The organism is Mycolicibacterium pulveris (assembly GCF_010725725.1).
In the GTDB taxonomy this organism is placed as follows: Bacteria; Actinomycetota; Actinomycetes; order Mycobacteriales; family Mycobacteriaceae; genus Mycobacterium; species Mycobacterium pulveris.
On sequence record NZ_AP022599.1, the window covers coordinates 2,706,485 to 2,731,678 of the forward strand.

Consider the following 25,194-nt stretch of genomic DNA (forward strand, 5'->3'; position numbering starts at 1 on the left):
TTTCCACATCCTGCGGCGTCGGCCGACGTCAGGCTCCGGCTGATGTCCTGGTAAATGGCCTGGTCGGCGACTACCGTAGGCCGACATGGGAGCACAGCGTGCGCCGGCGCAAGAGCAGCCCGACATGCCCGACGGCTTCGGGGTGGCGGTGGTGCGCGAGGACGGCAAGTGGCGTTGCGCACCGATGCGCCGTGCGGCATTGACGAGTTTGGCCGCTGCCGAAACCGAACTGCGCGAGATCCGCAGTGCCGGAGCGGTCTTCGGGTTGTTGGACATCGACGACGAGTTCTTCGTGATCGTGCGGCCCGCCCCGGCCGGCACCCGGCTGCTGTTGTCGGACGCGACCGCGGCGCTGGACTACGACATCGCCGCCGAGGTGTTGGAGGAACTGGACGCCGACATCGGGCCGGAGGACCTCGACGAGGCCGAACCGTTCGAGGAAGGCGACCTGGGCCTGCTGTCCGACGTCGGCCTGCCCGACGCGGTGCTCAGCGTGATCCTCGACGAGACCGACCTCTACGCCGACGAACAGCTGGGCCGGATCGCGCGGGAGATGGGGTTCGCCGATGAGCTGTCGAAGGTGCTCGAGCGCCTTGGCCGATAGGCGATTTGTGCGCGTTTTGTTGCGCCCACAGCTCGTGAACGCACACAAATCATGAGGACGGACGAGCAGCTCATCCGCGACGCGCTGGATGCCGCCCGCGGCGCCGGACCCCGCGATGTGCCGGTCGGCGCGGTGATCGTCGCGGCCGACGGCACCGAATTGGCGCGCGCGGCCAACGCCCGCGAGGCGCTGGGCGACCCCAGCGCGCACGCCGAGATCCTCGCGATGCGGGCGGCGGCCCAAGCGCTCGGCGGCGGGTGGCGGCTGGAAGGCACCACGCTGGCGGTCACCGTCGAACCCTGCACGATGTGCGCGGGGGCGTTGGTCATGGCGCGGGTGGCGCGGCTGGTGTTCGGGGCGTGGGAACCCAAGACCGGGGCGGTGGGCTCGCTGTGGGACGTGGTCCGCGACCGGCGGCTGACGCATCGGCCGCAGGTGCGCGGGGGTGTGCTGGCCGAGGAGTGTGCGGCGCCGCTGGAGGAGTTCTTCGCCAGGCAGCGATCGCAGTAGCGATTGGAACAGCAGGGCGGGTGCCCGGTAAGCTGCCACACGGTGGCGTGTCCGAGCGGCCTAAGGAGCACGCCTCGAAAGCGTGTGACGGGTAACCCCCGTCCGAGGGTTCAAATCCCTCCGCCACCGCCAACTTCTTCCCACCGCACCGAAGCGCACGGTTTTGACGCTCACGTCGAGAAAGAAGTGTCAACATTCGTAACTTCGGCGTGCGGTGGATATGCCCGCTATTGTCTGAAACGTCACTAAAGAAGGGTCAGGACGACCACGGTGACCTACGTGGGAGGCCTGGTTACCGATGCGTGCGCTGTATGAACCCGAGCCAGCGGGTGGCGGTGTGATGCCAAGAAGCGGTAGCAGCCGGCCGTTCTCGGTGCTGCTGGTCGAGGACGACCGCGCCGACGCGGTGCTGGTCGAGGAACTGGTCGACGACGCCGCCGCCGCCATCGAGCTGACCTGGGCCAAATCGATCGAGCAGGCCGAACAGGAAATCGCCGTGCACCGGCCCGACTGCGTGCTGCTCGACCTCGACCTGCCCGACGCCGACGGCATCAAGGCGCTGGACCAGATCGCCAAGTGCGACGTCACGGTGCCGATCGTCGTGCTGACCGGGCTGAACGACGAACACTTCGGGGTGTCGGCGCTGGCGGCCGGCGCCCAGGACTACCTGGTCAAGGGCCGCGTCGAACCCGAGGCGCTGCACCGCGCCCTGCTCTACGCGATCGAACGCAAACGCGCCGAGCTCACCGCCGTCGAGCTGCACGCCAGCGAACTGCGGGCGATGGAGAACGCCCGCCTGGAACGCGGGCTGCTGCCCTCGCCGCTGCTGCTGGACCAGCCCGGCGTCGACATCGTCGCGCAGTACCGGCCCAGCCGTCAGCACGCGCTGCTGGGCGGTGACTTCTACGACTTCATCCAGACGCCGGACCGCACCGTGCACGTCATGGTCGGCGACGTGGCGGGCCACGGCCCCGACGAGGCCGCGCTGGGCGTGGCGCTGCGGATCGGGTGGCGCGCGTTGACGTTCGCCGGGCTGCGCGGCAACGAGCGGATGCGCCAGCTCGAACGGATTCTGACCACCGAACGGCCCGGCGCCAGCATCTTCGCGACCGTGCTGTCGGTCGCGATCGAGCCCGACGGGCTGGGGTTCGACGTGGTGTCGGCCGGCCACCCCGGCATGTTGTTGCACGGAGCGGACACCGTCGACTGGCTCGAACCCGCGTGCGGGCCCGCGCTGGGCCTCAACGGCTACGAATGGCCGTTGAACCGGTTCGAGCTGCCCGACGGCCACGGGCTGGTGCTGCTCACCGACGGGCTCTTCGAGGGCCGCTCCGGGCGCGGCAGAGAGCGCCTCGGCGAGGCAGGCCTGCTCGAGCTGGCGCGGTCCTACGCGAAGCTGCCGCCCGCGGAGTTCGTCGGCGCGCTGATCGACGACGTGGAGCGGCGCGCGCAGTCCGTCGGCGGCATCAGCGACGACATCGCGGTCGTGCGGGTCGCCCGAACGGTGATGTGATGCGATGGCAGCCTACGGTTCAGGGCTGGCAAAACCTGGTGCTGTCAATTCTGGGCATCGTGGTGCTCGCCGGCGCGATCGGCGTCGTGCTGCTGCTGGACCGGACCGATGACGCCTCCCGCCGACTGACCGCCGAGATTCAGCCCGCCCGCATCGCGGCGTACCAGCTGCAGGCGGCGCTGCGGGATCAAGAGACCGCGGTGCGCGGATACGCGATCGCCGGCGACCCCCGGTTCCTCGACCCCTACTACGCCGGGCAGAACGCTGAACATGCTGCGGCACAAGAGATTCGCAGATATCTGGGTAACCGCACCGAGCTGGTCGCCGACCTCGACGCCGTCGAGCACGCCGCGGCGGCCTGGCGTTCGTCCTATGCCGAGCCGCTGATCACCGGCGTGCGACCCGGGGCGCAGAACGTGCCGGACGCCGTGCTGGCCGAGCGTGGCAAGGCACAGTTCGACGCGATTCGAGGGCTGTTCGAAACGCAGAACCAGCACCTGTCGCAGACCCGCGAGGAAGCCGTCGAGGCGATCGAGCGGATGCGGACATGGCGGGACACGATCCTGGTCGCCGTGGTGGCGGTGATCTTCGCGACGACGATCGTGCTGGCCCTGTTGGTGCGCGCGGCGGTCACCCGCCCGCTGGACGCGCTTGCGCGCTCGTGCCGGGTGATCACCAGCGGCAACTTCGACGAGAAGATCGTGCCGCGCGGCCCCAGGGACATTCGCGCCATCGCCTCCGATGTCGAAGACATGCGCCAGCGGATCATCACCGAACTGGAGAGCACCCGGTCGGCGCAGGCGCAGCTGGCAGAGCAGGCGCTGGATCTGCAACGGTCCAACGCCGAACTCGAGCAGTTCGCCTACGTCGCGTCCCATGACCTACAGGAGCCGCTGCGCAAGGTGGCCGCGTTCTGTCAGCTCTTGGAGAAGCGCTACCGAGGCAAGCTCGACGCGCGCGGCATGGAGTACATCGAGTTCGCTGTCGACGGCGCCAAGCGGATGCAGGTGTTGATCAACGATCTGCTCGCCTTCTCCCGGGTGGGCCGGCTCAACGCGGCTTCCGACGAGGTGGACTTGGGCAACACGTTGGACGACGCGCTCGGCAACCTGTCCACCGTCATCGAGGAGTCCGGCGCCCAGATCGAACGCCGCGGTGAGCCGCTCCCACGCGTCACCGGGGACCCGACACTGCTCACCATGTTGTGGCAGAACCTGATCGGCAACGCGGTGAAGTTTCAGCGTGAGGGGCTCACCCCCCACATCGTCGTCGACTGTGAGAAGGGCACCCACGAGCGCGACGGCACATGGCTGATCACGGTGTCCGACAACGGGATCGGTATCCCAGAGGAGTTCGTGGACAAGGTTTTCGTGATCTTTCAGCGCCTTCACGGCCGCGACGCCTACACCGGCACCGGCATCGGCCTCGCGTTGTGCAAGAAGATCGTCGAGCACCATGGTGGCAGCATCTGGATCGACACCTCCTTCACCGGCGGAGCGAGAATTCGCTTCACCACTCCCATCACCGCCGACGAGCCCGTCGCCGCCACCACGGAAGGAACCACCGAATGACGACCGACGAAGGTCGGGCCATCGACGTGCTGCTCGTCGAAGACGATCCGGGCGACGAACTGATCACCCGCGAAGCGTTCGAACACAACAAGATCAAAAACACCCTGCACGTCGCGCGCGACGGCGAGGAGGGGCTCGACTTCCTCCACCGACGCGGCGCCTATCAGGACGCGCCGCGACCGGACCTGATCCTGCCGGACTTGAACCTGCCCAAATACGACGGGCGCCAACTGCTTGAGACGGTCAAGTCCGACCCCGACCCCAGGCACATCCCGGTGGTCGTCCTGACCACATCCGCCGCGGAAGAGGACATCCTGCGCAGCTACAAGCTGCACGCCAACGCCTACGTCACCAAGCCGGTCGACCTCGATCAGTTCATGAAGGCGGTGCGCCAGATCGACCAGTTCTTCGTTCAGGTGGTCCGGTTGCCCGGCCGCTGAACCTCCCCGGCCAGCGCGAAGGCGATGCGCACGGTGGTGCCCGCCGACGTGCGTTCGAGGTCAACGCCGTCGCTGATCGCGGACATGATCGGCAGCCCGCGGCCCCTGGTGGTCGGCTCGGCGGGCGGGGAGCGCCACGTCCCGAAGTCGGCGATGCAGACCGCGATCTGCTCACCGCGGGAATCATGGTCCACGACCGCCTCGACCTCGATCAGGCCGGGTTTGAGACCGCGATAGGCGTGTTCGATGCAGTTGGTGCAGGCTTCGTTGACGGCGAGCACGATGTCGGCGGCGACGGTGCTGGACACCCCGAGCGGTTCGAGCCAGTCGAACAGGCGGTGCCGGATGTCGGTCAGTTGATCCGCGGTCGCCGGCACCCTCATCCGCAGTGGACGCACCCGTCGGCGCTGCGCATCGATATCCACGCCCGTGGTTGTACCCGCCTTTGGCCGATAACTCACGTAGGCCACGCGGTTTCGGCACTGGCCGGGACGCGCGCTCGCCTAAACGAGGTTCAGCGGTAGAACGGGACGCTGTAATCGGAGGTCCACGCGCCGCCGATGCAGCTGAGCGGAACCCCGTCGGGTGATTGAGCGACGCCCGTGTCCTCGCCGCAGGGCAGCCGGATGGGCCGCACGCCCACCAGCGGCGGTGACTCGATCCAGACGCTTCGTGAACTGCACGCCAGCGTGTTGCCCGCGGCGTCCATGCCGAAGTTGTACCGGGTGTTCTGCACGCAGTGCTCGCCCTTCACCGCGGTGTGATCGACGTATGGCACGCACCCGGCGCCGTCGCAGACCTGGGGTAACGCCGGTGCCGTCGGCGCGGCCGTCAACGGTGCCGCCACGAACGCGCACGCCATCGCCACTGCAGCCATCAGCCTCATGGGCTTAGCGTATGTGCAGGACACCGACCGCGGGATCGGAATAGGCTAGCTAGCCATGAAGCTCGCCATCGCCGCCGTCGCCACCGCGGGAGCCACCGCCGCGGCGGTCGTCGCGCCCACCGCCAACGCCGACGTCGTCGCCTATCTCGTCAACGTGCACGTGCGGCCGGGTTACAACTTCCCCAACGCCGAAGCCGCGATCGGGTACGGCAACAGCATCTGCGACCGGGTCGCCGCCCAGATGGGCTACGCGGAACTGGTCGACCAGGTCAAGGCCGACTTTCACACGACGGACTACTACCAGGGCGCCTACCTGATCAACCAGGCGGTCAACGAACTGTGCCCCGCGCAGATCTGGCAGCTGCGCCAGTCCGCGGCCGGCTACACCCTGCCCGCATAACGACGAACGGCGGCGCCCCGCTCGGGACGCCGCCGCCTTCGTCGCACCCGCCTACGGGCAGGTGACCTCGATCTCGAACGGCTTGTTCACCGGCTGCAGCGGGTTGGCCATGTCCACACCCGTGGCGGTACCGGTGATCTTGTAGGTGTCGCCGTCCTTTTCGACGTTGGCTTCACCCTGGCCGGTGCCCGACTGGTAACCGAGCGTCACACCGTTGACGTTGCCCAGCCCCACCGACTGAACCGTCGGCGAATCGCCTTCGCTGACCACCGCGCCGATGCCGGTGGTCGCATCACCGATCGCGATGTTGGTGTTGCCGCCCATCGAACTGCACACGACGGTGCCCTGGACCTCTTGGTCCTGGCCGTCGATGGTGACGGTCGTCTTGCCCTCGGCCGCCGCGGCGGTCGACGTCTCACCCGTGGTCTCGGACTTGTTGTCGCCCGAACCACAGCCGGAAAGCCCCGCGATGACAAGCGCCGCGCCACTGACGGCAACCAGGTACCCAACCTTCACGACAGTTCTCCTTTGTGTTGTCGTGACCCGTCAAGATCGGCGGATCATCTCGGTCAGTATGGTTGGCCGTCCCAGCGTGATTACTGGGTTTTGCCGAAAAAAGCGCCGGATCGCGACGGTTGACCTGCAGATACGCCCCGGGTGTCGCTAACAGGACACCTTGATGTCGAACGTCCCGGATACCCGGAAACTGGGGTTGGCGGTCTCGAAGCCGTCGGCGGTCCCGGTGATGTCGTAGGTGCGCCCGGTCATGTTGACCTCGGCGGCATCGCCGAGCCCGGCGTTGTAGCTGCCGGTGAAGCCGCCGACATCGTTGATGTTCACGCTCTCGGCCGTGAGCTCGTTTTCGTTGGAGACCATCACCGTGACGCCCGACGTCTGGTCGCCGGTGGTGATCGTGGTCAACGGTCCGGTCGAGGAGCACTGCACGGCGGTGGTGGTTTCGGGCTGCTGGCCGTTCACCGCGACCTCGGCTGTGCCCGCGACCAATTCACCCGGTCCGGGCTCATACTCCGGCGGGTTCGAGGAACATCCGGCGAGCAGCAGGGCCGCGCCGGCAAGCCACAGAATTTTCACAGTGCAGAATCTACGGCGTGATCGCGCCGAATACTGCCCGTCCGAGCGACTCGTCGGCGCCCTTCTTCACCGTCGAGGCCGAACTGCCGGGGCGGCTGGGCCGCGCGGGAACGATCCGCACCCCGCACGGCGACATCCACACCCCGGCGTTCATCCCCGTCGGCACCCAGGCCACGGTCAAGGCGGTGCTGCCCGAAGCCATGAGAGAGCTGGGGGCGCAGGCCATCCTGGCCAACGCCTACCACCTGTACCTGCAGCCGGGCCCCGACATCGTCGCCGAAGCGGGCGGGCTGGGCGCGTTCATGAACTGGCCGGGCCCGACGTTCACCGACAGCGGCGGGTTCCAGGTGCTCTCGCTGGGCGCCGGGTTCCGCAAGGTGCTCGCGATGGACACCGAACGGGTGCAGGCCGACGACATCATCGCCGAGGGCAAGGAGCGGCTGGCCGCCGTCGACGACGACGGTGTGACGTTCCGGTCGCATCTGGACGGGTCCACCCACCGGTTCACCCCCGAGGTGTCGATCGGGATTCAGCACCGGCTGGGCGCCGACATCATCTTCGCGTTCGACGAGCTGACCACGCTGGTCAACACCCGCGGCTACCAGGAGCAGTCGGTGCGGCGCACGCATGCGTGGGCGCTGCGGTGCCTGGCCGAGCACCGCAGGCTGGCCGACGCGGCCGCTGCGGACAAGCCGCGGCAGGCGTTGTTCGGCGTCGTGCAGGGTGCGCAGTACGAGGATCTGCGGCGTCAGGCCGCGCGTGGGCTCGCGGAGCTCGACTTCGACGGGTTCGGCATCGGCGGGGCGTTGGAGAAGCAGAACCTGGCCACCATCGTCGGCTGGGTGTGCAGCGAGCTGCCCGCCGACAAACCCCGCCACATGCTGGGCATCAGCGAGCCCGACGATTTGTTCGCCGCCGTCGCCGCGGGCGCGGACACCTTCGACTGCGTGTCGCCGTCGCGGGTGGCGCGCAACGCCGCGGTGTACTCGGCCACCGGCCGCTACAACATCACCAACGCCCGCTACCGCCGCGACTTCAACCCGATCGACGCCGAGTGCGGCTGCTACACCTGCGCGCACTACACCAGGGCGTATCTGCATCACCTGTTCAAGGCCAAGGAGCTGCTGTCGGCGACGTTGTGCACCATCCACAACGAGCGGTTCATCGTGCGGCTCGTCGACCAGATCCGCGCGGCGATCCGGGCGGGGGAGTTCGACGAGCTGCGCGCCCACGTCCTCGGCCGCTACTACGCGCGTTCTTCCGCCCAAAGGGACGAACGGGCGGAAAAGTGCGAGTAATTTCCGCCATTTCGTCGGTCTCGGCGCGCCGGTAGCGTCAGCGCATGCGAATCCTGCTGATCGGCGCGGGCGGGGTGGGCGCGGCGTTCTGTTCGATCGCGACGCGGCGCGACTTCTTCGACCGGGTCGTCGTCTGCGACTACGACGAGGCCCGCGCCCGGCAGGCCGTCGACGCGGTCGCCGACTTCCGGTTCACCGCCGAACGGATCGACGCCTCGAGTTCCGAGGCCGTGGCCGATCTCGCCGCGCGCCATGACATCACGCATGTGATGAACGCCGTCGACCCGCGTTTCGTCATGCCGATCTTCACCGGCGCGCTGGCAGGCGGCGCGGACTACCTCGATATGGCCATGAGCCTGTCGCAGCGCCATCCCGAGCGGCCGTTCGAAAAGACCGGCGTCAAGCTCGGCGACGAACAGTTCGCACAAGACGCCCGGTGGCGCGACGCGGGCCGGCTGGCCCTGGTCGGCATCGGCGTGGAGCCGGGGCTGTCCGACGTGTTCGCGCGCTACGCGGCCGACCACCTGTTCTCCGACATCGACGAACTCGGTACCCGCGACGGGGCGAACCTCACGGTCGACGGCTACGACTTCGCCCCGTCGTTCTCGATCTGGACCACCATCGAGGAGTGCCTGAACCCGCCCGTGATCTGGGAGGCCGATCGCGGCTGGTTCACCACCGAGCCCTTCAGCGAGCCGGAGGTTTTCGACTTCCCCGACGGCATCGGCCCCGTCGAGTGCGTCAACGTCGAGCACGAAGAGGTGCTGCTGATGCCGCGTTGGATCAACTGCCGACGCGCGACGTTCAAGTACGGCCTCGGCGAGGAGTTCATCGGCGTGCTCAAGACGCTGCACAAGCTCGGCCTGGACCGCACCGAGAAGGTGAGGGTGGGTCCCGTCGAGGTGAGCCCCCGCGACGTGGTCGCGGCCTGCCTGCCCGACCCGGCCCACCTCGGACCGAAGATGCGCGGCAAGACCTGCGCGGGGGTGTGGGTCACCGGCACCGGTAAGGACGGCAACCCGCGATCGACGTACCTGTATCACGTCGTCGACAACGAGTGGTCGATGGCCGAGTACGGCCACCAGTGCGTGGTCTGGCAGACCGCGATCAACCCCGTTGTCGCGCTGGAACTTCTGGCCGACGGCACCTGGAGCGGCGCCGGGGTGCTGGGGCCCGAGGCGTTCGACGCGGTGCCGTTTCTGGAGTTGCTGACCGCGTACGGCTCCCCGTGGGGACAGGCCGAATTGCCGCCGCGAAGCTGACGCGGCGAACGTGGGTTACCCGCACGCCTAAAGCGACGATCGCGTGCGGGTAACCCACGTTCGCGCCAGAAAGGGGTCACTTCGGGCGGTAGATCCACGGGTGCCGCGGCAGCCGCACCGGGTCGAACACCTCTAACAGCGACTCGAGGTCGGTCGCCGTCGGCCAACCCAACGATCCCGCGATCTGCGCCAGCGCCGGCTCCACCCCGATCTCGGCCAGCGTCACCGCGCCGTCGCGCTTGGCCAGCCGCGCGCCGTCCTCGTTGAGCACCAGCGGCACATGGGCGTACGTCGGCTCGGGATAGCCGAGCAGCCGGGCCAGATACGCCTGGCGCGGCGCGGACGGCAACAGGTCGTCGCCGCGCACCACCTGGTCGATACCCTGCGCGGCGTCGTCGACCACCACGGCGAGGTTGTAGGCGGCGACGCCGTCACCGCGGCGCACCACGAAGTCGTCGACGATGCCGGTATAGCGCCCGTGCAGCACATCCTCGACGGTGTAGGTGATCTCGTCGGTGCGCAGCCGCAGCGCGGGTGGGCGGCCCGTCTCCTCGCGGCGTCGCTGCCGATCCGCGTCGGTGAGGTCGCGGCAGGTACCCGGGTACGCCCCCTGCGGTGCGTGTGGCGCGCGCGGGGCCTGCGCGATATCCCTTCTGCTGCAGAAACATTCGTACAGCAGGCCGCGAGCGTTGAGGTCGGCGACGACGGCGTCGTACCGCTGTGCGTGCGCGGATTGCCACTCGACCGGGCCGTCCCAGGTCACCCCGATTGCGGCCAGGTCCTTGAGTTGCCGCGCGGCGATGTCGGCGAAGGTCCGGTCGTCGAGGTCCTCCACCCGCATCACGAAGCGCCGCTGCGTCGATCGCGCGAACAGCCACGCCAGGACCGCGGTGCGCAGATTGCCGATATGCAGGTCAGCCGATGGGCTGGGGGCGAACCTGCCGGTGTTCATCGGTGCAATCTATCCAGAGCGACGACGAACCCCATGCAAGGAAGCAATTGTTGCGCGTCGCGGTGTAACAGGCGTGGCGCGCGGGCTATTGGGGTATGAACGACGAGTACCACCCAACAGAACAACGGCGTGGCCAGAGGTGTCGATCGCCAACCGGCCGGGAACCGTGACACGGAGACGAGAGAACTCATGGACGTCGGCGACTCCGGATCCTCCGCGCAAACGCCGCACCCGGCAGCCCGCAAGGACGAACCACCCGGCGTTGTGCGAAAGGCCATCGCGGCCTCTGCCATCGGCAACGCCACCGAATGGTTCGACTACGGCCTCTACGCCTACGGCGTCACCTACATCTCGGCGGCGATCTTCCCCGGCGACGGCGCCACCGCGACGCTGCTGGCGCTGATGACGTTCGCGGTGTCCTTCCTCGTGCGGCCCCTCGGCGGGTTCTTCTGGGGACCGCTGGGCGACCGCTTCGGCCGCAAGCAGGTGCTGGCGATCACCATCCTGTTGATGGCGGGTGCGACGCTGTGCGTCGGCCTGGTGCCGTCGTACGCCGCGATCGGGATGTGGGCGCCGGCACTCATGGTGGTGCTGAGGATGATTCAGGGCTTCTCCACCGGTGGTGAGTACGGCGGCGCGGCCACCTTCATGGCCGAGTACGCGCCCGCGCGTCGCCGCGGAATGCTCGGCAGCTTCCTCGAGTTCGGCACCCTGGCGGGTTTCTCGGCGGGCGCGCTGATGATGCTGGGCTTCTCGCTGGTGCTCGGCGACGAGCAGATGGCCACGTGGGGTTGGCGGCTGCCGTTCCTGATCGCGGCTCCGCTGGGCCTCATCGGCCTGTACCTGCGCACCCGGCTGGACGAAACCCCGGTGTTCAAGGACCTGGAGCAAGAAGACCGAACAGAGAAGGGAATCGGCGCCGAGTTCAAGGACCTTCTCGTCGAGTACTGGGGTCCGATCCTGCGGCTGGGCGGACTGGTGGTGGCGCTCAACGTCGTCAATTACACGCTGCTGACCTACATGCCGACCTACCTGGAGACCTCGATCGGGCTGTCCACCGACATGTCGCTGGTCGTGCCGATCATCGGCATGCTTTCGATGATGGTGTTCCTGCCGTTCGCCGGGCTGGCCTCGGACCGGTTCGGCCGCAAACCGCTGTGGTGGATATCGCTGATCGGCCTGCTGGTCGCCGTCGTGCCGATGTTCATGCTGATGTCGACGGGTGTCCTTGGCGCCATCATCGGCTTCGCCGTGCTGGGCCTGCTGTACGTGCCGCAGCTGGCGACGATCTCGGCGACGTTCCCCGCTATGTTCCCGACCCACGTGCGGTATGCGGGGTTCGCGATCGCCTACAACGTCTCGACGGCCATCTTCGGCGGCACCGCACCCGCGCTCAACGATTGGATGGTCGGCGTGACCGGAAACAACCTGATGCCGGCGTTCTACATGATGCTCGCCTGTGTGGTCGGGATGGTGGCGCTGCTCAAGTGCCCCGAAACCGCCCGCTGTCCGCTGCACGGCACCGAGATCCCCGGCACCGAGGACGCACCCCCGCCCGTCGACTACGACCGCGAGCTCACGCCCACCTGAGCTACAGGACGGCACTCACCGCGTCGGACCATATCCCGGCGGCCTCGTCGACCTCGTCGGACGACACCACCAGCGCCGGAATGAACCGCACCACCTGGCCCCACGCGCCGCACGTCAACAGCAGCAGGCCGCGTCGGGCGGCTTCCTGCTGCACGGCCAGCGCCTTCGCCCCGTCGGGTCTGCCTGCGGCGTCACGGAATTCGACACCGATCATCAGCCCCAGGCCGCGCACGTCGGTGATCGCGTCGTACTTGTCGGCGACGGTGCGCAGCGCCTCGCGCAACTGCGCGCCCCGCTCGGCGGTATTGCGCACCAGCTGCTCGTCTTGAATCACGTCGAGGGTGGCCACCGCCGCGGCGCAGGCCACGGCGTTGGCGCCGTAGGTGCCGCCCTGTGAGCCGGGCCAGGCCTTCTCCATCAGCGTCGACGACGCCGCGATGCCCGACAGCGGAAAGCCCGACGCCAAGCCCTTGGCGGTGACGAGGATGTCGGGCCGTGCGTCGAAGTGCTCCCCGCCCCAGAACCGGCCGGTGCGGCCGAACCCGGTCTGCACCTCGTCGACCACCAGCAGGATGCCGTGCGCGTCCGCGCGTTCGCGCAGACCGGCGAAGAACCGTTCGTTGGCCGGGACGTAGCCGCCCTCACCGAGGACCGGTTCGACGACGAACGCGGCCGTGTCGGCCGGTGCGCTCAACGTCTGCAGCACGTAGTCGAGTTGGGCCAGCGCGAAGTCGGTCGCCTGCTCGACGGGCCAGCCGAAATGGGCCGGGTCGGGGAACGGTGCGACGTGCACCCCGGCCATCAACGGCGCGAACCCGGACCGAAACCTGGTGCCCGACGTCGTCATCGACGCCGCGGCCACGGTGCGTCCGTGGAAGCCGCCGTGGAACACGATGACGTTGGGGCGGCCGGTGGCCTGCCGCGCCAGCCGCAGCGCCGCCTCGACGGCCTCGCTGCCCGAGTTCGCGAAGAACACGCGGTCCAGGCCCGCGGGCAGGACCTCACCCAACCGTTCGACGAGCGTGAGCAGGGGCCGGTGCATCACGGTGGTGTACTGGCCGTGGATCAGCGTGGCGACCTGGCGTTGGGCAGCCTGCACCACGCGGGGGTGACAGTGACCGGTGCTGGTCACGCCGATACCCGCGGTGAAGTCCAGATAGCGGCGGCCCTGCTCGTCGAACAGCTGCACGCCCTCGCCGCGTGCGGCGAGCACGCCGGTGGCCTGCTTGAGAATTTGCGAGAGTTCTGCCACGCCACGTCCCCTAGAGCCTAGATTGCCGTAGATTGTCGACAATCAGACTATCCGTCGGGCCGCCGGGGCGAAGGGAATTGGAGTGACCGTGCCGCAGACCGTCATCGACGCCGTCGACAAGCGATTGTTCATCGACGGTAAATGGGTCGAAGCCGCCGAACGCGCCACCTTCGACGTCGTCGACCCCGCCACGGGCCAGACCCTGTGCGCGGTCGCCGACGCCAACCGGGCCGACGGGATGGCCGCGCTGCAGGCCGCCGTCGACGCGCAGGCGGAGTTCGCCGCGACACCGCCGCGGGCGCGCGCCGACATGCTGATGGCCGCCTTCGACCTGTTGCACGCGCGCGCCGACGACCTGGCGTTGCTGATGACGCTGGAGATGGGCAAACCATTGGCCGAGGCGCGCGGTGAAATCGCTTATGCTGCAGAGTTTTTCCGCCACTTCGCCGAGGAGGCCACCCGCATCGACGGCGGCTACCAGACCGCGCCCGCCGGGGGCGCCCGGTTCCTGATCGCCCGCCAACCGGTCGGCCCGTGCCTGCTGATCACGCCGTGGAACTTCCCCATGGCGATGGGAACCCGCAAGCTGGGCCCCGCGATCGCCGCCGGCTGCACCAGCGTCGTCAAGCCCGCCCACCAGACGCCGCTGTCGATGCTGGCGCTGATGGGCATCCTCGAGGAGGCGGGCGTGCCCCCGGGCGTGGTCAACTGCGTGACGACGACGGACGCCGGCGGCGTCATGGAGCCGTTGATCCGCTCCGGGCTGGCCCGCAAGCTGTCGTTCACCGGATCGACGCGGGTGGGCCGGGTGCTGCTGGAGCAGTGCGCGCAGAAGGTGTTGCGGACCTCGATGGAACTGGGCGGCAACGCCCCGTTCATCGTGTTCGCCGACGCGGACCTCGACGAAGCTGTCGACGGCGCGATCGCGGCCAAGATGCGCAACATGGGGGAGGCGTGCACGGCGGCCAACCGGATCTACGTGCACGCGTCGGTGATCGACGAGTTCGGCCGCCGGCTGGCCGACCGCATGGAGTCGCTGACCGTGGGGCGCGGCACCGAGGAGGGCGTACGGGTCGGCCCGCTGATCGACGCGGCCGCACTGCGCAAGGTGATCTCTCTGGTCGACGACGCGGTCGGGCGCGGCGCGCGGGTGCTGACCGGCGGCTCGGTGCTGGGCGGCGACGGCTACTTCTACGCGCCGACGGTGCTCACCGACGTTCCGCGGGACGCGAAGATGGCCCGTGAGGAGATCTTCGGCCCGGTCGCCCCGCTCACCCCGTTCGAGTCCGAGGACGAGGTGATCGCCGCCGCCAACGACACCGAATACGGCCTGGTGGCCTACGTGTTCACCAACGACCTGCGGCGCGCGCTGCGGGTCGCCGAGGCGCTCGAGACCGGGATGGTCGGCCTGAATCAGGGGGTGGTGTCCAACCCGGCCGCGCCGTTCGGCGGCGTCAAGCAGTCCGGGCTCGGCCGCGAGGGCGGGGCCGTCGGGATCGACGAGTTCCTGGAGATCAAGTACATCGGCGTGGCCCTGAAGTGACCGGGCGCTAGCGGGCCAGCCGTTCGATCAGGCGGTCGACCGCGTCCTCCATGTGGGCGATCAGGAGCTTGTCGGACAGTTGCACGTCGCCCGACCTGATCGCGCTGGCCAGCGCCTGATGCTCCACCACCCGGTCGTTGGGGTTGTCGTAGGTGTCGGCCAGCGCGTGCACGCACATCCTCGTCTCGACGAGGTAGGTCTGGTGCATCCGCGACAGCCGGGGGCTGTCGGCCAGCTCGACCAGCCGCTCGTGGAACCGGATGTCGGCCTCGCTGCCCTCCTCGACATCGGTGGCCTCGGCCATCTCCTCGACAATGGCCAACAGCTCGTCCCCGGCGGCGGCGTAGTCGCGCTGGAGGATCCGGCGGGCGGCCGCGCGTTCGATCGCCTCGCGCGCCAGATACATGTCGGAGGCCTCTTCGGGGGTCATCTCGATGACGAACACACCGCGGTTGCGGATCGCGATGAGCAGCCCCTCCTGGGTCAACCGCTGCATGCCCTCGCGCAGCGGCCCGCGGCTTACGCCGAGCTTGCGGGCCAGGTCCGCCTCACCCAGCTGGGTGCCCGGCGCCAGTTCTCCGTGCGCGATGGCCTGGCGCAGCTTGTCGGCGACGATGCTGGGCGTGGACTCCTGTTCGACGGGGGCGATGAACTCGGTCACCGGGCCTCCCCGAACAGCCGGCCCATGCCGGCGATCACCGGCGTCCCGCCCACGAGTTGCAGTCCCTTCCAGGCCGTGACCTGGTTGGCGGTGAGCACCGGCTTGCCGACGGCGGCCTCGAGGCGGTCGACGATCGCCAGCGTGTGCATCGCGGTGTCGGGCACCAACACGGCTTCGGCGTCGGGGTGATCGGCGGCGGTGACCATCTGCTCCACCTGCTCGGGCGCCAGCGTGCCGACCTCTGCGGCGGTGATGATGCCGTGGCTGCCCATCGCCACCACCTCGACGCCGCCGGCGGACAGGAACTCGACGAAGTGCTCGGCGACGTCGTGCGGGTACGAGGCGGCGACGGCGACCCGCCGGATGTTGAGGTGACGCAGCGCGTCGACGAACGCGATCGACGTCGACGACGCCGGAACACCCGCCGCCGCAGCGACTTTCGCCGCCTGCTGCCGTGCGCCTGCCGGGCCGAAGACGAAGCTGCCCGAGGTGCAGGCCCACATGACCGACTGCGGGCGGGCTTCGGCGAGCTGTCGGACACCGTCGGCGAGGCGTTCGGCGCTGCCGAGGTCCAGCAGCGCGTCCACCCGGTGGGCGTCCTCGCCGACGGAGGTGATGACCACCGGAAGGCGCACATTGCCTGCGGCCCGAGCCTCCAGCGTCGCGAAGTCGTCTTCGGCGCTGTGGCCCGGGTAGAGCAGTCCTACGGTCGCCATACAGGCCCTTCGGTCGATCGGCGGATTGTCGACAATGTTAACAACCGGACCCTGGCGTGCTTTGCCCGCTAGCGGGTCGAAGCGGATTCGTTACGCCTCAAGCAGGCGCTGGCCCGGGCCGACGGCTTTGCGCCCGGCCACCCGCAGCGCGGCCCACATGGTCACCTGGTTGGCGGTGACGACCGGCTTGTGCAGTTCGGCCTCCAACGAAGCGATCAGGTCGTACGTCGGTAGGTTGGTGCAACTGATGACGATGGCCTCGGCCTCGGGCACGTCGGTGCTGCGGACGAGCTCGGCGGTCTTCTCATAGGGCACCGACCAGATCCTGGCGGTCAGCCCGAGCCCGGAGGTGGCGACCACCTCGAGCCCGGCCTCCATGAGGTAGCTCGTGAGCCCGACGGTCAAATCCGCGGTATAGGGGGTGACCGTCGCGACGCGGTGCACGCCGAGGTGCTTGAGCGCGGCCAGCATGGATCCGCTCGTGGTCACCGCGGCCGGGGCGCCGGCCGCCTGCATGGCCGCGACCAGCGCGGCCTCACCGGCCATGCCCCTGACGAAGCTGCCGGCCGTGCACGCGTAGGCGGTCACCATCGGCGAGACCGCGAGCACGTTGGCGGCGCCGGCGACGACGTTGTCCGCGTCCGAGACGTGCACCGCCATATCGACGGTCACGGGCAGCGGGGCGTATCGAAGCCGGGTCACGTAGAGGCTGACATCGTCCGGAACCCAGCGCCACAATTCGCGGTCCAGGGCGAAGTCATATGGCGTCACAACACCTATGCCGACCTGCTGCAACGGTGGGGGCGGCAGCACTTCCCCGAGCGTCATTTCCACAGTGTGAGGCCAGAACGCTCATCCAGCAACAGATTGTTGACAATCATACGGCGTGTCCTTAGCCTCGGGGCGTGCCGAGCCCCCGCGAGAGCGTCCCGACCGCGGGACGGTACGAATCATTCGACCAGGTCAGATCCCCTTCTGAGGTGCCCGTGGTCGCGGTCTTGTGCGTCGACGACGCCGACCGGCCCGCGCTGCCCGATGTGGGCGCCGAGTTCCGGTTCTGCACCGCCGCCGACCTTCCCGACGCGATCCGCGGGGCGCGGGCGCTGCTGCTGTGGGACTACTTCTCCACCGCGGTGCGCGACGTCTGGGCACAGGCGGACAGTTTGGAGTGGCTTCACGTCACCGCGGCCGGGGTCGACACGCTGCTGTTTGACGATCTTCGCGACTCCGACGTGGTGGTCACCAACGCGCGTGGCGTCTTCGACCGTCCGATCGCCGAGTACGTGCTCGGCGCGGTGCTCGCGCACGCCAAGGACAGCCGCACCAGCTTCGCGCTGCAGCGCGACCGGCAGTGGCGCCACCGCGAGACCCGCGGCATCGCAGGCACCCGCGCGCTCGTCGTCGGCACCGGCTCGATCGGGCGGGAAATCGCGAGGCTGCTGCGCGCGGCGGGCATGCGGGTGCGCGGCGCGGGCCGGGTCGCGGCCGCCTCCGATCCCGACTTCGGCGACGTGGTGGCCAGCGCCGACCTGGCCGCCGAGGTCGGCTGGTGCGATCACCTGGTGCTCGCGGCGCCGCTCACCGACGCGACGCGCGGCCTGGTCGACGCCGCGGTGCTCGACGCGATGAAATCCGACGCGCACCTGGTGAACATCGCCCGCGGACCGATGGTCGTCGAGTCCGCGCTGCTGGACGCGCTGGCCCAGGGCCGAATCGGCGGCGCGACGCTGGACGTGTTCGACACCGAGCCGCTGCCCGCCGATCATCCGCTGTGGGACGCCCCCAACGTCACCATCACCCCGCACATGTCCGGTGACGTGGTCGGCTGGCGCGACACGCTGGCCGAGCAGTTCCTGGAGAACCTGCGCCGCTGGCTGGCCGGCGAACCGCTGCGCAACGTGGTGGACAAGAAACTCGGCTACGTGCCGGGGGGCTCGCGATGATTCCAACCGCGCTCGAGCTGGTGCAGGGTTATCGGGCGAAGACGATCTCGCCGGTGGAGGCGACCCGAGAGGCGTTGGCCGCCATCGAATCTCACGAGGGCGCGGCGAACGCGTTCGTGCTCGTCGACGCCGAAGGCGCGCTGGCGGCGGCCAAGGCGTCGGAGGCACGTTGGCATGCCGGGCAGCCGCTTGGCCCCGGCGACGGGGTGCCGACGTCGATCAAGGACGCGTTGTGGACCCGCGGTTGGCCGACGCTGCGCGGCAGCTGGCTCATCGACGAGGCCGGTCCGTGGGAGGAGGACGCGCCGGCCGTCGCGCGGTTGCGCGAGACGGGCGCGGTGCTGCTCGGCAAGACGACCACGCCGGAGTACTCGTGGAAGGGCGTCACCGACTCGCCCCGGTACGGGGTGACCCGCAACCCTTGGGACCCCGCCACGACGGCTGGCGGCTCGAGCGGCGGCAGCGCGGCGGCCGTCGCGCTTGGCATGGGGGTGTGGTCGGTCGGCACCGACGCCGGCGGATCGGTGCGCATCCCGGCGGGGTTCACCGGGACCGTCGCGCTCAAGCCGACCTACGGGCTGATCCCCGCCTTTCCGCCCAGCCCGTTCGGCACGCTGGCCCACCCGGGCCCGATGACGCGCACCGTGGCCGACACCGCGGCGCTGATGGACGTGATCACCGGGTTCGACGCCCGCGACTGGGCGGCGATGCCGACCCCGTCGGCGTCATTTCTCACCGCCCTCGACGACGGCGTCGCGGGCCTGCGGGTCGCGTTCTCCCCGACGCTGGGCTTCGTGCGCAACGACCCCGAGGTCGATGCCGCCGTCCGCGCCGCGGTGACCGTGCTGGCCGATGCCGGCGCGCGGGTCGAGGAGGTCGACCCCGGGTTCGCCGACCCGCTGGAGGCCTTTCACATCCTGTGGTTCTCGGGGGCGGCGAAGGTGCTGGAGGCCTACGGCGAGGCGGTCGATGGCCGGGTCGATCCGGGGTTGCGTCGGGTCGCGGCGACGGGTGCGTCGTTCTCGGCGTCGGATTACCTCGACGCGACGGCCGTGCGCATGCGACTGGGCGAGCTGATGGGCCGGTTCCACCAGCGCTACGACGTGCTGGTCACGCCGACCCTGCCGCTGCCAGCGTTCGCCGCAGGCCGCGACGTGCCCGAGGGTTGGCCGTCGCCGGACTGGGCGAGCTGGACGCCGTACACCTACCCGTTCAACATGACCCAGCAGCCCGCGGTGAGCGTGCCGTGCGGCTTCACCTCGGCCGGCCTGCCGATCGGGCTGCAGATCGTGGGTCCCCGCCACGCCGATGCGACGGTGCTGCGGGTGGGCCGCGCATACGAGGTGGCCACCGAATGGCACCGGCGCACACCGGAACTGATCGCACAAGGAGCCCGATGAGCAGGCTGATCACCGTGTCCCTGGACAAGCGCGGCGTCAGCTGCGTGGCCCGGCTGCTCGACGACGCGGCGCCACGCACCTGCGCGGCGGTGTGGGACGCGCTGCCGCTCTCGGCTCAGGTGTTTCACGGAAAGTACGCCCGCAACGAGATCTACACGCTGCTACCGGCTTTCGCCACAGACCCGGGTAAGGAGAACACCACGGTGACGCCGATTCCCGGCGACCTGTGCTGGTTCTCGTTCGACTCCGACCAGCTCGGCAACCCCGCCTACGGCTACGAGAACGCCACCGGCACCGGGCACCATCGACGGCGTGTCGGACCTCGTGCGACGCTCCGTGCGTGATGCGTTCGGTACGCGGCGCGTATCGGTTCGCACAACCCTGCTGCAGGCTCACCGGGGCCGGGATCGGCAGACGTGGCGGCTGCCCGGGTCGCCGGATCGAACGAGTACGTCAGATTGCTGCCGTCACGGTCGTCACGTCATCACAGCCTCTTGCGCGATCGCCGAGTTGACGAAACTGCTTAGCCTCAGCCGAGCCCGGGCACGATGTCGCCGAGGCGGAACTTCACCGGGACGTCGAGCTGGTCGTAGGTGCAGGAACGCGGGTCGCGGTCGGGGCGCCAGCGGTTGAACTGCGCGGTGTGGCGAAACCGTTCGCCCTCCATGTGGTCGTAGCGCACCTCCACCACCCGCTCGGGTCGCAGCGGCACGAACGACAGGTCCTTGCCGGCGCTCCAGCGCGAGCCCTCGTTGCGGCGCGGGGTGCGCTCGCCGGCCAGGTGCGCGGCCCAGTTCCACGGGTGTTCCTCGAATGTGGTTACCAGCGGCCGCAATTCGGTGAGCAGCTGCCGTCGGGTGGCCATCGGGAACGCGCCGATGACGCCGACGGAGGCCAGGGTGCCGTCGGCGCGGTACAGGCCCAGCAGCAGCGAGCCGATCGCATCGGTGCCCGACTTGTGCACGCGGTAGCCGGCCAGCACACAGTCGGCGGTGCGCTGGTGCTTGATCTTGAACATCACCCGCTTGTCGGGCTGATACGTCAGGTCAAGCGGTTTGGCGATGACCCCGTCGAGCCCGGCGCCTTCGAACTCGTCGAACCACCGGTGGGCGGTGGCCAGGTCGGTGGTCACCGGGGTGAGGTGAAACGACGGACCCGAGCCGGCGAGCGCCTCGGCGAGGGCGGCGCGGCGTTCGGTGAACGGCCTTTGCGTGTAATCGGTTTCGCCCAGCGTGAGCAGATCGAACGCGATGAACGACGCCGGCGTCTGTTCGGCGAGCATGTTGACGCGGCTGGCCGCGGGGTGGATGCGCTGCTGCAGCGCCTCGAAGTCCAGGCCATGGTCGGTCGCGGTTCTGATGGGCAAAACGATCTCGCCGTCGACCACACACCGCGGCGGCAGTTCCGCGATGGCCGCGGCGACCAGTTCGGGAAAGTAGCGGGTCATCGGCCGCTCGTTGCGGCTGCCGAACTCGATCTCGTCGCCGTCGCGAAAACAGATGGACCGGAACCCGTCCCACTTCGGCTCGTAGGACGCGTCGGGCGGGATCGTGTCCACCGACTTGGCCAGCATCGGCCGCACCGGCGGCATCACGGGCAGCTTCATCGCCGCCATTGTCCCGGTTGTCGGCGTGTCACATCTTCTCGCCGGGCAACTTGGCCGCCTGCTCGATCCACGACCGCAGTTGGTCCTCGTCGAGGTCGTCGTCCTCGCGGATGTCGAGGTAGCGCACCTCGGCGTGTTTGGAGGCCTTCGGCGGCACCGGATCCAACGACGCGCCCTTGAAGAACGCGACCTGCACGTAGTGGGTGTAGCAGCGAAACGACAGGAACCAGCCCTCGTCTTTGTGGCCGTAGAACGGCTGGTTCCATTTCACGGCCTTGTGCACGTCGGGGACCGCCCGCGCGATGAGCGCGTCGAGGCGTTGCCCGATGTCGCGTTTCCAGCCGGGCATCGCCGCGATGTAGTCCTGCACCGGCCCGTCGCCCTCCCCCTTGGGGATCTGCGGGTTGCCACCGGAGAGCAGCTTCGGCTTGTTGCGTTCGGTCATCGGCCGGCCTCCCAGGTGAACCCGTCGGGATCGGTGAAGTCGCCCGCCGGGCTGTTGACGACGATACGGTGCGATCCGGCGCCGTCCGGGGCCACGCCGGCGTTCTTGGCCAGTGCGCGCCGGTTCAGCAGCGCCAAGGTGACCGGGCCCGAGGTGAACGACACGTACTTGCGGCCGAAGCTCTTTGCGACCGCCAGACCGCGCTCGACGTAGCAGCGCTTGCCGGCGGCGACGTCGTCCACGCCGAGCTGCAGGATGAACTCGTCGATCCGGTGGTCGACCGGGTCACGGTCCTTCTTCGACGACGACGCGACCGTCCAGATCGTCCCGTCGGGGGCGGTGACGCTGCCGCCGTAGCCCCACAGTGACTTCTTGGGCACCTTGAGCGCGGTGGCGCCGGCCCGCAGGGCGGCGTCGACGAACGCGTCGACGGCGGACGGTTGCGGCACTACCAGCGAGAGCGTGAACCCGCGAAAGCCGCTGGTCGGCGCGTCTCCGGGGCGTGCGCGCACCGGCAGGTCGGGGCCGAAGGCCGCCTCGTGGAAGACGTCGAGCGCTGCGGGGTCAGGGGTTTCGAGCGTGACCGCTTCGATGCCTGTCATGTTCTGAAGTCCTTCCGGTTGGTGACCGCCGTACGCAAATTGAGAGTAGCACTATCAATTCGAGAGTAATAGACTCAATCTGTGCCGACCCGACCCGCCGACAGACCCGGTCAGGCCAGGACCCGCCTGGCGCGGGCCGCGGTCATCGACGCCGCCCGCACCCTATTCGTGGAACGCGGCTACGGGGCCACCACGATCGAGGCCATCAGCGCTGCCGCCGACGTTCCGCAGGCCACCGTGTACCGGTTGTTCTCCTCCAAGCGCGGCATCCTGAAGGCGATCCTGGACGTGTCGATCGCCGGCGACGACCAACCCATGGCGTTGCCGCAACGCCCGCAGGTTCAAACCGCGGTCGCCGAGTCGGACCCAAAAAACCAGGTCGCGGGGTTCGTCGCGGTCGCTGCCGACGTGAACGCGAGAACAGCGCCGATCTACGGGATCCTCGTCAGCGCGGCGGGCTCGGATCCCGACGCCGCCGCCCTGCTGGACGACCTGAACCGCCAGCGCCGCGCCGGTCAGGGGCAACTGGTCCGCGCGCTGGATCGGGTCGACGCGCTGCGGCCCGGCCTGCGCCGGAGCGAGGCCGCCGACATCGTCTACACCCTGATGTCTCCCGACGTCTACCGCCTGCTCGTCGTCGAACGGGGCTGGTCAACGAAGCGGTACGAGCGCTGGCTCACCCAGACGCTCGCCGACAGCCTCCTTCATCGCGCGCGATGACATTGCTCGGCGCCGGCGGTCTGAAGGGGTGTGGACGCAATAATGGAGCAGGTGGACCTCCCCGTGCTGCCGCCGATCGAGCCGATGCTGGCCAAGGCGCAGGCCAAAGTTCCCGACGAGGCCGGGGTCTGGTCCTATGAACCCAAGTGGGACGGGTTTCGGGCACTGGTCTTTCGGGACGGCGACGACGTGGTGCTGCACTCGCGCAACGGCAAGGACCTCGGCCGCTACTTTCCGGAACTGGTCGAGGCCCTGCGCGACGAACTGGTCAAGCGGTGCGTGGTCGACGGCGAGGTCGTCGTGCCCCGCGAGATCGACGGACGGACCCGGCTGGACTGGGAGTCGTTGTCGCAACGCGTGCATCCGGCGGCCAGCCGCATCAAGATGCTCGCCGAGCAGACTCCCGCACACTTCATCGGTTTCGACGCGCTGGCCACCGGCGACACGTCGCTGATGAAGGAGCCGTTCCGGGTGCGCCGCGAGGCGCTGTCGGACGCGGTGCGCTCCAAGCGGTGGTGCCACGTCACCGGCACCACCGAGGATCCGGACCTCGCCGCGCGCTGGCTCGCGGAGTTCGAGGGCGCCGGTCTCGACGGCGTGATCGCCAAACGGTTGGACGGCCCGTACCTGCCCGGCAAGCGCGAGATGGTCAAGGTCAAACACGCCCGCGACGCCGACTGCGTGGCGATGGGTTACCGCATCCACAAGAGCGGGGAGGGCATCGGGTCGATCCTGCTCGGGCTCTACCGCGACGACGGCGAACTCCAGATGGTCGGCGGCGCAGCGTCGTTCACCACCAAGGACAGGCTCAAGCTGCTGGCCGACCTGGAGCCGCTGCGGGTGGGCGACAAGATGCGCGAAGGCGACCCGAGCCGGTGGAACTCCGCGGCCGACAAGCGTTGGATTCCGGTGCGGCCGGAGAAGGTGTGCGAGGTCGCCTACGACCAGATGGAAGGAAACACCGTGCACGGCAGGCGGTTTCGGCACGCCGTGAAGTTCCGCCGCTGGCGTCCCGACCGGGATCCGCGCAGCTGCACGTTCGACCAGCTCGACGTGCCGATCAACTACGACCTCTACGACGTACTGGAGTCCTGAGATGGCCGCAAAGGGCAGCACCGCAGAAGAACTCGACGTCGACGGGGTGAAGGTGCGGCTCACCAGCCCGGACAAGGTGTACTTCCCGAAGCTCGGTAAGAAGGGGACCAAACGCGACCTCGTCGATTACTACCTGACCGTCGCCGGCGGCCCGATGCTGGCCGCGCTCAAGGACCGACCGACGCATCTGCAGCGCTTCCCCGACGGCATCGAGGGTGAGGAGATCTACCAGAAACGGGTGCCGCAGCGCCGCCCCGACTATCTGGAGACCTGCCAGGTGACGTTTCCGTCCGGTCGCACCGCCGACGCGCTGAAGGTCACCCACCCCTCGGCGATCATTTGGGCCGCGCAGATGAGTACGATCACGTTTCACCCGTGGCAGGTGCGCTGCCCCGACACCGAGCATCCCGACGAGCTGCGCGTCGACCTGGATCCGCAGCCCGGCACCGGTTTCGCCGAAGCCGCGGCGGTGGCCGTCGACGTGCTCAAGCCGCTGCTCGACGACCTCGGGCTGATCGGCTATCCCAAGACGTCGGGCGGCCGGGGCGTGCACGTGTTCCTGCGGATCAAACCGGACTGGGATTTCATCGCGGTGCGCCGGGCGGGCATCGCGTTGGCGCGCGAGGTCGAGCGGCGCGCGCCCGAGGCGGTCACCACGTCGTGGTGGAAGGAGGAACGCGGCAAACGAATCTTCATCGACTACAACCAGAATGCCCGCGACCGCACGTTCGCGTCGGCGTACTCGGTGCGCAAGACCCCGATCGCGACCGTGTCGACCCCGTTGTCGTGGGAGGACCTGCGCGACGCGGATCCCGACGACTACACCATGGTGACGGTGCCGAAGTTGGTCGCCGATCGCGACGACCCGTGGGCGGACATCGACGCCACCGCCCAGTCGCTGAAACCGCTGCTGGAGATGGTCGAGGCCGACGAGGAACGCGGTCTCGGCGACCTGCCCTATCCGCCGAGCTATCCGAAGATGCCGGGCGAACCGCCGCGGGTGCAGCCCAGCAAGAAGGTCGCCGCCAACTGGGACGAGGAGGGCAACCCGATCACGGGTCGCTAGACGCGACGCCTCGGCACAAGGTTTGCT

The 25,194-nt window shown here is 69.0% G+C and carries 27 protein-coding genes, 1 tRNA gene and 1 pseudogene; 17 read left to right on the forward strand and 12 right to left on the reverse strand.

Features of this window, described 5'->3' with window-relative positions; translation table 11 throughout:
- Positions 1-85 precede the first annotated feature (85 nt).
- The 6 genes from G6N28_RS13025 (at position 86) to G6N28_RS13050 (ending at position 4,638) form a co-directional block, all read left to right on the forward strand.
- Positions 86-604 (forward strand): tRNA adenosine deaminase-associated protein, encoded by a 519-nt coding sequence (locus G6N28_RS13025; RefSeq protein ID WP_163900877.1) that lies wholly within the window; start codon positions 86-88, stop codon positions 602-604.
- Between the two features lie 51 nt (positions 605-655).
- On the forward strand, positions 656-1,114 hold the full coding sequence (locus tag G6N28_RS13030) for a nucleoside deaminase (RefSeq protein ID WP_163900879.1): 459 nt from the start codon (positions 656-658) through the stop codon (positions 1,112-1,114).
- Between the two features lie 41 nt (positions 1,115-1,155).
- Positions 1,156-1,246: transfer RNA gene (locus G6N28_RS13035), tRNA-Ser, on the forward strand.
- 208 nt (positions 1,247-1,454) lie between these two features.
- The gene (locus G6N28_RS13040; protein ID WP_235674557.1) at positions 1,455-2,627 is read left to right on the forward strand and encodes a PP2C family protein-serine/threonine phosphatase; all 1,173 of its coding nucleotides are present in this window, start codon (positions 1,455-1,457) and stop codon (positions 2,625-2,627) included.
- On the forward strand, positions 2,627-4,198 hold the full coding sequence (locus G6N28_RS13045) for a sensor histidine kinase (RefSeq protein ID WP_163900880.1): 1,572 nt from the start codon (positions 2,627-2,629) through the stop codon (positions 4,196-4,198). Before G6N28_RS13040 ends, G6N28_RS13045 begins: the two co-directional genes overlap by 1 nt.
- Positions 4,195-4,638 carry a response regulator gene (locus G6N28_RS13050; RefSeq protein WP_163900882.1) on the forward strand — a complete coding sequence of 148 codons (444 nt, stop codon included), beginning with the start codon at positions 4,195-4,197 and terminating at the stop codon, positions 4,636-4,638. The genes G6N28_RS13045 and G6N28_RS13050 overlap by 4 nt, the downstream gene beginning before the upstream one ends.
- On the opposite strand, the gene G6N28_RS13055 is transcribed toward G6N28_RS13050, so the two are convergent.
- Both G6N28_RS13055 and G6N28_RS13060 read right to left on the reverse strand, forming a co-directional pair.
- Positions 4,611-5,063, reverse strand: coding sequence for an ATP-binding protein (locus G6N28_RS13055; protein WP_163900884.1), 453 nt, complete (start codon positions 5,061-5,063; stop codon positions 4,611-4,613). The two genes, G6N28_RS13050 and G6N28_RS13055, sit on opposite strands and share 28 nt — an antisense overlap.
- An 89-nt stretch (positions 5,064-5,152) precedes the next feature.
- Positions 5,153-5,524: a hypothetical protein gene (locus tag G6N28_RS13060; protein ID WP_179962069.1), complete on the reverse strand. Its 372-nt coding sequence runs from the start codon at positions 5,522-5,524 to the stop codon at positions 5,153-5,155.
- Positions 5,525-5,579: 55 nt separating this feature from the next.
- Between G6N28_RS13060 and G6N28_RS13065 the strand changes: the two genes are divergently transcribed.
- A complete protein-coding gene (locus tag G6N28_RS13065; protein WP_163900886.1) occupies positions 5,580-5,924 on the forward strand; it encodes a DUF732 domain-containing protein in 345 nt (114 codons plus the stop codon).
- Between the two features lie 51 nt (positions 5,925-5,975).
- Here the strand turns inward: G6N28_RS13065 and G6N28_RS13070 are convergent, their stop codons facing one another.
- Both G6N28_RS13070 and G6N28_RS13075 read right to left on the reverse strand, forming a co-directional pair.
- A complete protein-coding gene (locus tag G6N28_RS13070; protein ID WP_163900888.1) occupies positions 5,976-6,440 on the reverse strand; it encodes a lipoprotein LpqH in 465 nt (154 codons plus the stop codon).
- Positions 6,441-6,587: 147 nt separating this feature from the next.
- The gene (locus G6N28_RS13075; RefSeq protein WP_163906199.1) at positions 6,588-7,007 is read right to left on the reverse strand and encodes a lipoprotein LpqH; all 420 of its coding nucleotides are present in this window, start codon (positions 7,005-7,007) and stop codon (positions 6,588-6,590) included.
- A 26-nt stretch (positions 7,008-7,033) separates the two neighbouring features.
- Between G6N28_RS13075 and tgt the strand changes: the two genes are divergently transcribed.
- Together tgt and G6N28_RS13085 are read left to right on the forward strand one after the other, a co-directional pair.
- A complete protein-coding gene (gene tgt, locus G6N28_RS13080; RefSeq protein WP_163900890.1) occupies positions 7,034-8,314 on the forward strand; it encodes a tRNA guanosine(34) transglycosylase Tgt in 1,281 nt (426 codons plus the stop codon).
- A 44-nt stretch (positions 8,315-8,358) separates the two neighbouring features.
- On the forward strand, positions 8,359-9,576 hold the full coding sequence (locus G6N28_RS13085; protein ID WP_163900892.1) for a saccharopine dehydrogenase family protein: 1,218 nt from the start codon (positions 8,359-8,361) through the stop codon (positions 9,574-9,576).
- A gap of 76 nt (positions 9,577-9,652) precedes the next feature.
- On the opposite strand, the gene gluQRS is transcribed toward G6N28_RS13085, so the two are convergent.
- Positions 9,653-10,528 (reverse strand): tRNA glutamyl-Q(34) synthetase GluQRS, encoded by an 876-nt coding sequence (gene gluQRS, locus G6N28_RS13090; protein WP_163900894.1) that lies wholly within the window; start codon positions 10,526-10,528, stop codon positions 9,653-9,655.
- A 189-nt stretch (positions 10,529-10,717) separates the two neighbouring features.
- On the opposite strand from gluQRS, the gene G6N28_RS13095 reads away from it, so the two are divergent.
- Positions 10,718-12,118 carry an MFS transporter gene (locus G6N28_RS13095; protein ID WP_163900897.1) on the forward strand — a complete coding sequence of 467 codons (1,401 nt, stop codon included), beginning with the start codon at positions 10,718-10,720 and terminating at the stop codon, positions 12,116-12,118.
- Between the two features lies 1 nt (position 12,119).
- Here the strand turns inward: G6N28_RS13095 and G6N28_RS13100 are convergent, their stop codons facing one another.
- Positions 12,120-13,370, reverse strand: coding sequence for an aspartate aminotransferase family protein (locus G6N28_RS13100; RefSeq protein WP_163900899.1), 1,251 nt, complete (start codon positions 13,368-13,370; stop codon positions 12,120-12,122).
- 82 nt (positions 13,371-13,452) lie between these two features.
- On the opposite strand from G6N28_RS13100, the gene G6N28_RS13105 reads away from it, so the two are divergent.
- Complete coding sequence (locus G6N28_RS13105) at positions 13,453-14,913, forward strand: NAD-dependent succinate-semialdehyde dehydrogenase (protein WP_407664957.1); 1,461 nt, start codon at positions 13,453-13,455, stop codon at positions 14,911-14,913.
- A 7-nt stretch (positions 14,914-14,920) separates the two neighbouring features.
- On the opposite strand, the gene G6N28_RS13110 is transcribed toward G6N28_RS13105, so the two are convergent.
- The 3 genes from G6N28_RS13110 to G6N28_RS13120 all read right to left on the reverse strand — a co-directional run bounded on the left by G6N28_RS13110 (position 14,921) and on the right by G6N28_RS13120 (position 17,118).
- On the reverse strand, positions 14,921-15,574 hold the full coding sequence (locus tag G6N28_RS13110; RefSeq protein ID WP_163900901.1) for a GntR family transcriptional regulator: 654 nt from the start codon (positions 15,572-15,574) through the stop codon (positions 14,921-14,923).
- Positions 15,571-16,290 (reverse strand): maleate cis-trans isomerase family protein, encoded by a 720-nt coding sequence (locus tag G6N28_RS13115; RefSeq protein ID WP_179962070.1) that lies wholly within the window; start codon positions 16,288-16,290, stop codon positions 15,571-15,573. Before G6N28_RS13115 ends, G6N28_RS13110 begins: the two co-directional genes overlap by 4 nt.
- A 90-nt stretch (positions 16,291-16,380) precedes the next feature.
- Positions 16,381-17,118: a maleate cis-trans isomerase family protein gene (locus G6N28_RS13120; protein WP_197745786.1), complete on the reverse strand. Its 738-nt coding sequence runs from the start codon at positions 17,116-17,118 to the stop codon at positions 16,381-16,383.
- Positions 17,119-17,195: 77 nt separating this feature from the next.
- On the opposite strand from G6N28_RS13120, the gene G6N28_RS13125 reads away from it, so the two are divergent.
- The 3 genes and pseudogenes from G6N28_RS13125 to G6N28_RS13135 all read left to right on the forward strand — a co-directional run.
- A complete protein-coding gene (locus tag G6N28_RS13125; protein WP_407664958.1) occupies positions 17,196-18,233 on the forward strand; it encodes a D-2-hydroxyacid dehydrogenase in 1,038 nt (345 codons plus the stop codon).
- Positions 18,230-19,633 carry an amidase gene (locus G6N28_RS13130; RefSeq protein ID WP_163900903.1) on the forward strand — a complete coding sequence of 468 codons (1,404 nt, stop codon included), beginning with the start codon at positions 18,230-18,232 and terminating at the stop codon, positions 19,631-19,633. Before G6N28_RS13125 ends, G6N28_RS13130 begins: the two co-directional genes overlap by 4 nt.
- A pseudogene (locus G6N28_RS13135) lies at positions 19,630-19,941 on the forward strand (DUF3830 family protein); the annotation flags it as partial. The gene G6N28_RS13130 and the pseudogene G6N28_RS13135, both read left to right, overlap by 4 nt.
- A 221-nt stretch (positions 19,942-20,162) precedes the next feature.
- Here G6N28_RS13135 and G6N28_RS13140 read toward each other — a convergent pair.
- Genes G6N28_RS13140 through G6N28_RS13150 form a run of 3 tightly spaced genes read right to left on the reverse strand, consistent with a single transcriptional unit; the run spans position 20,163 to position 22,286 of the window.
- A complete protein-coding gene (locus G6N28_RS13140) occupies positions 20,163-21,239 on the reverse strand; it encodes an ATP-dependent DNA ligase (protein WP_163900905.1) in 1,077 nt (358 codons plus the stop codon).
- Between the two features lie 28 nt (positions 21,240-21,267).
- Positions 21,268-21,684: a DUF1801 domain-containing protein gene (locus G6N28_RS13145; protein ID WP_163900907.1), complete on the reverse strand. Its 417-nt coding sequence runs from the start codon at positions 21,682-21,684 to the stop codon at positions 21,268-21,270.
- On the reverse strand, positions 21,681-22,286 hold the full coding sequence (locus G6N28_RS13150; RefSeq protein ID WP_163900909.1) for a VOC family protein: 606 nt from the start codon (positions 22,284-22,286) through the stop codon (positions 21,681-21,683). The genes G6N28_RS13145 and G6N28_RS13150 overlap by 4 nt, the downstream gene beginning before the upstream one ends.
- Before the next feature lie 81 nt (positions 22,287-22,367).
- Between G6N28_RS13150 and G6N28_RS13155 the strand changes: the two genes are divergently transcribed.
- Genes G6N28_RS13155 through ligD form a run of 3 tightly spaced genes read left to right on the forward strand, consistent with a single transcriptional unit; the run spans position 22,368 to position 25,167 of the window.
- Positions 22,368-23,006: a TetR/AcrR family transcriptional regulator gene (locus tag G6N28_RS13155; protein ID WP_179962071.1), complete on the forward strand. Its 639-nt coding sequence runs from the start codon at positions 22,368-22,370 to the stop codon at positions 23,004-23,006.
- Between the two features lie 42 nt (positions 23,007-23,048).
- Positions 23,049-24,101 carry an ATP-dependent DNA ligase gene (locus G6N28_RS13160; RefSeq protein ID WP_163900911.1) on the forward strand — a complete coding sequence of 351 codons (1,053 nt, stop codon included), beginning with the start codon at positions 23,049-23,051 and terminating at the stop codon, positions 24,099-24,101.
- Position 24,102: 1 nt separating this feature from the next.
- Positions 24,103-25,167 carry a non-homologous end-joining DNA ligase gene (ligD, locus tag G6N28_RS13165; protein ID WP_163900913.1) on the forward strand — a complete coding sequence of 355 codons (1,065 nt, stop codon included), beginning with the start codon at positions 24,103-24,105 and terminating at the stop codon, positions 25,165-25,167.
- The last annotated feature ends 27 nt before the right edge of the window (positions 25,168-25,194 follow it).

Excerpts from the sequence above, each read along its gene's own strand:
- G6N28_RS13025 (WP_163900877.1), top strand. The coding sequence starts at position 86 with ATGGGAGCACAGCGTGCGCCGGCGCAAGAGCAGCCCGACATGCCCGAC.
- G6N28_RS13030 (WP_163900879.1), top strand. The coding sequence starts at position 656 with ATGAGGACGGACGAGCAGCTCATCCGCGACGCGCTGGATGCCGCCCGC.
- G6N28_RS13040 (WP_235674557.1), top strand. The coding sequence starts at position 1,455 with ATGCCAAGAAGCGGTAGCAGCCGGCCGTTCTCGGTGCTGCTGGTCGAG.
- G6N28_RS13045 (WP_163900880.1), top strand. The coding sequence starts at position 2,627 with ATGCGATGGCAGCCTACGGTTCAGGGCTGGCAAAACCTGGTGCTGTCA.
- G6N28_RS13050 (WP_163900882.1), top strand. The coding sequence starts at position 4,195 with ATGACGACCGACGAAGGTCGGGCCATCGACGTGCTGCTCGTCGAAGAC.
- G6N28_RS13060 (WP_179962069.1), bottom strand. The coding sequence starts at position 5,524 with ATGAGGCTGATGGCTGCAGTGGCGATGGCGTGCGCGTTCGTGGCGGCA.
- G6N28_RS13065 (WP_163900886.1), top strand. The coding sequence starts at position 5,580 with ATGAAGCTCGCCATCGCCGCCGTCGCCACCGCGGGAGCCACCGCCGCG.
- G6N28_RS13085 (WP_163900892.1), top strand. The coding sequence starts at position 8,359 with ATGCGAATCCTGCTGATCGGCGCGGGCGGGGTGGGCGCGGCGTTCTGT.
- gluQRS (WP_163900894.1), bottom strand. The coding sequence starts at position 10,528 with ATGAACACCGGCAGGTTCGCCCCCAGCCCATCGGCTGACCTGCATATC.
- G6N28_RS13095 (WP_163900897.1), top strand. The coding sequence starts at position 10,718 with ATGGACGTCGGCGACTCCGGATCCTCCGCGCAAACGCCGCACCCGGCA.
- G6N28_RS13115 (WP_179962070.1), bottom strand. The coding sequence starts at position 16,290 with ATGGCGACCGTAGGACTGCTCTACCCGGGCCACAGCGCCGAAGACGAC.
- G6N28_RS13120 (WP_197745786.1), bottom strand. The coding sequence starts at position 17,118 with ATGACGCTCGGGGAAGTGCTGCCGCCCCCACCGTTGCAGCAGGTCGGC.
- G6N28_RS13130 (WP_163900903.1), top strand. The coding sequence starts at position 18,230 with ATGATTCCAACCGCGCTCGAGCTGGTGCAGGGTTATCGGGCGAAGACG.
- G6N28_RS13140 (WP_163900905.1), bottom strand. The coding sequence starts at position 21,239 with ATGAAGCTGCCCGTGATGCCGCCGGTGCGGCCGATGCTGGCCAAGTCG.
- G6N28_RS13145 (WP_163900907.1), bottom strand. The coding sequence starts at position 21,684 with ATGACCGAACGCAACAAGCCGAAGCTGCTCTCCGGTGGCAACCCGCAG.
- G6N28_RS13150 (WP_163900909.1), bottom strand. The coding sequence starts at position 22,286 with ATGACAGGCATCGAAGCGGTCACGCTCGAAACCCCTGACCCCGCAGCG.
- G6N28_RS13160 (WP_163900911.1), top strand. The coding sequence starts at position 23,049 with ATGGAGCAGGTGGACCTCCCCGTGCTGCCGCCGATCGAGCCGATGCTG.
- ligD (WP_163900913.1), top strand. The coding sequence starts at position 24,103 with ATGGCCGCAAAGGGCAGCACCGCAGAAGAACTCGACGTCGACGGGGTG.